This is a genomic window from Janthinobacterium sp. GW822-FHT07A03 (genome assembly GCF_058798815.1).
In genome coordinates, this window is record NZ_JBXAKW010000030.1 from 1 (window position 1) to 3,477 (window position 3,477).

The following is a 3,477-nucleotide window of genomic DNA, read 5'->3' on the forward strand; positions in this document are numbered from 1 at the left end:
CACGCCATCCTGGAATCGTGGCCGGAGACCGGGGCAAGCGCGGCGCGGCGCAAGCCACTGCAGCCACCGGCGCTGCACTATATCGATGTGCGCCATGTCGCTGGCGACACGAGCGACACCAGCGGCGCCAACGCCCTCTGGGACGAGGTCGATGCAGTGGAAGTGTCTGCGGAGGTGCAGTACGTCCAGGGGGGCCAGGACAGTTTTTGGGGTTTGTGATCGGCACAGGACGCGTTGACACCCATCCGGGTGCAACAGGACATAAGATAAAAGAGGACAGATGTGAAAGCGACGTTTTCCATAAGTAGCAAACATCCGGTGATCGAGGGACATCTGGTACACGGGCGGCATCTGCTGCCTGGCCTGGCCTATATCGACATGCTGTACCAGCTGTTCCGCAAGCACGGCCATGACTACCGGCATCTTGAATTGCGCAATATGGTGATCTACGTGCCCCTGCTGGTCGCACCCGACAGCGTCATGCAGCTAACGATCGACTGCGAAGAGTCTGCGCCCGGCAGCTGGGAAATCGCAATCAGCGGCCATGTGGCTGGCGGCGCGGTAACACGCCACGCGAAGGCGCAGATGCACCGCGTCGCCGCCGAACCGTTCGAGGATCGTCTCGACCTGCAGACCGCCAAGCAAGACGCCTTGCGCGTACTGGATATGGAAGAAGTGTATGCGCAATGCCGCAGCCGTCATTTGCAGCATTCACCCTATATGCGGGCCGTGGGCAGCGTCCATGCCCTGCCGCACGCCGTACTGGTGGACGCGGCGCTGAGCCAGCAGGCGCGGGAGCACGCGTCCGATGCCATGTTTCATCCGGTCTTGATCGATGGCAGCGCCATTGGCGTAGCCGGGCTGCAGCCACCGTTGCCGGATCTGCACGTGCCGCTGTTTTATGCGTCGTTCCGCGCCACATCCCTCCTCGGTGCGCGCTGCATCACGCGCATCCTGTCCACATCGGTTCGCCAGAGCGGTGAGCTGTTTTACTCCACGCTGGAATTTTTTGATATATCGGGGTGCAAGGTAGCCGAATTGCGCGATTGCGCCAACAAGCTCATACGCCACGCCAACCTGCTCGATGCGCAAGGCGCACCGGCGCTGGCACCCGCGCCGTTCCTGCCGCAGGCGGCCACCAGCGGCCAGTCCACCGGCGCCATCGAAGGATTGCTGCGGCGACTGATCGGCACACGCCTGAAGCAGGCGGCACACACGATTGCGCTGCATGCTGGCTATTATGAAATGGGATTGGGATCGGCCGATTTACTGGAAGTGGTCGCCACGCTCAACAGCATGGGTCAACTCAGCCTGACACCGACCCTGCTGTTCGAATACCCGAATATCGCCGAACTGGCTGCCTATCTGACAGCCCACCATGCGCAGGATTTGCTGGGCGAAGCCTCGCCCGAGGCTGAGGCCATGACGGCCGTCGAGCCAGTGCCGCCCTCCGTGCCGCCAGCAGCGGCAGCTGCGCCGTCCGGGCCGGCGCCAACCGTGGCACCTTGCGGGCAGCGCGAAGACATCGCCATCATCGGGCTAGCGGGGCGTTATCCGCACGCCGCCAACGTGCATCAGTTCTGGGAAAATCTCAAGAGCGGCAAGGACTGCATCAGCGAAATTCCGGCCGAACGCTGGGATCATAGCCAGTATTTCGATCCTGACCGCAACCGGGAAGACAAGACCTACAGCAAGTGGGGCGGCTTCATCGACGGTGTCGACGAATTCGACCCGCTATTTTTCAATATCCCGCCGCGCCATGCGGCAGCGACGGACCCGCAGGAACGTCTGTTCCTGCAGTGCGCGTATGCGACTCTGGAAGACGCCGGCTACACGCGCGCGGCGCTGGCCAGCCAGGCGGACGGCAACGTGGGCGTTTTTGTCGGCGTGATGTACGAGGAATACCATTTGTACGGGGCGCAGGAGCAGGCGCGCGGCAGCCACCTCACCGTCGGCGGCAATCTGGCCTCGGTGGCCAACCGGGTCTCGTATTTTTGCGACTTTAACGGCCCCAGCATGGTGGTCAACACCATGTGCTCCTCCTCGCTGACAGCATTGCAACTGGCCTGCCAGAGCCTTCAGGCAGGCGCCTGCCAGCTGGCCCTGGCCGGCGGCGTGAACTTGTCCCTGCATCCGAATAAGTACCTGATGCTGGGGCAAGGGCGGTTCGTCTCCAGCAAAGGCCAGTGCGAAAGCTTTGGCGAGGGCGGCGACGGCTACGTACCGGCCGAAGGTGTGGGCGCGGTCCTGCTCAAGCCCCTGGCGAAGGCCATCGCCGACGGCGACCATATTTATGGTGTCATCAAGGCCGTGACGCTCAATCACGGTGGCAAGGCGAATGGCTACACGGTACCAAACCCGGCTGCGCAGAGCAAGTTGATGACGCGCGCGCTACGCGAGGCGGGCATCGATGCCCGCTCCATCAGCTACATTGAAGCACATGGTACGGGCACGTCGCTGGGCGATCCGATCGAAATCGCCGGCCTGAGCCGCGCTTTCCGCGAGCAGACGCCTGACCGGCAGTTTTGCGCCATTGGATCAGCCAAGTCGAATATTGGCCATTGCGAGAGCGCGGCCGGCATTGCCGGCCTGACCAAGGTGCTGCTGCAGATGCGCCACGGGCAGCTGGCGCCGTCGCTGCATTCCGCCGTGCTCAATCCGCATATCGACTTTGCCGCCAGCCCGTTCACCGTGCAGCAGGAGCTGGCCGAGTGGAAGCGCCCCACATTCCTGCGCGATGGCATCGAGGTCGAAGGGGGTCGTATCGCCGGCGTCTCCTCCTTCGGTGCCGGCGGCTCGAATGCCTGTGTGCTGGTGGCCGAGTATGCCGCGCCGCCGCGGGCGGCCATCGAGGTGACGCACGCGCACCCGGCACTGATCGTGCTGTCTGCGAAGAACGAAGATGGTTTGCGGGCACAGGTGCTGCAACTGGCCGAAGCGCTGGATGAACAGGGACTGACGGATGCTGACCTGGCCGATATCGCCTACACCCTGCAGATAGGACGCGAATCGATGGAAGAACGCCTGGCGTTCATTGCGCTGTCGATGGAGCAGTTGCGGCATGGCCTGCAAGCGTGGCTGGAGGGCGATGAGGACAGCGGCGAATACTATCGCGGCCAGGTCAGGCGCGGCAGCGACGCATTGGATATTTTCGGCAATGACGAGGATATGGCCTGTGCGCTTGCCACTACGGTCCAGAGCTGGCTGGCAAAAGGCAAGCATGGCAAGTTGCTCGAATTGTGGGTGAGGGGCCTGGCAGTAGACTGGCACCACTTGTATGCTAGCTGGACAAGCACCATGCCGCGTCGCATCAGCCTACCGACCTATCCATTCGCGAAGGAGCGCTACTGGGTTCCGGCGGCACCCGTTGTCGCCGCTGTGCCGGCAACAGCCACGGTGACGCCAGCGGCAGCTGCGCGCGAGGCGCTGTTGCTGAGCAAGGCCTGGGAAGCGGCCGATGCGAAGCAGCAGCCGCAC

Annotated in this window: 2 protein-coding genes; both read left to right on the forward strand. The window is 63.2% G+C overall.

The window, feature by feature from the left end:
* Positions 1-219 (forward strand): hypothetical protein (locus AC1RJW_RS29605; protein WP_493048099.1); only part of this gene is annotated, 219 nt, incomplete at its 5' end.
* A 63-nt stretch (positions 220-282) separates the two neighbouring features.
* On the forward strand, positions 283-3,477 hold a 3,195-nt coding region (locus AC1RJW_RS29610; RefSeq protein ID WP_493048100.1), incomplete at its 3' end, for a beta-ketoacyl synthase N-terminal-like domain-containing protein.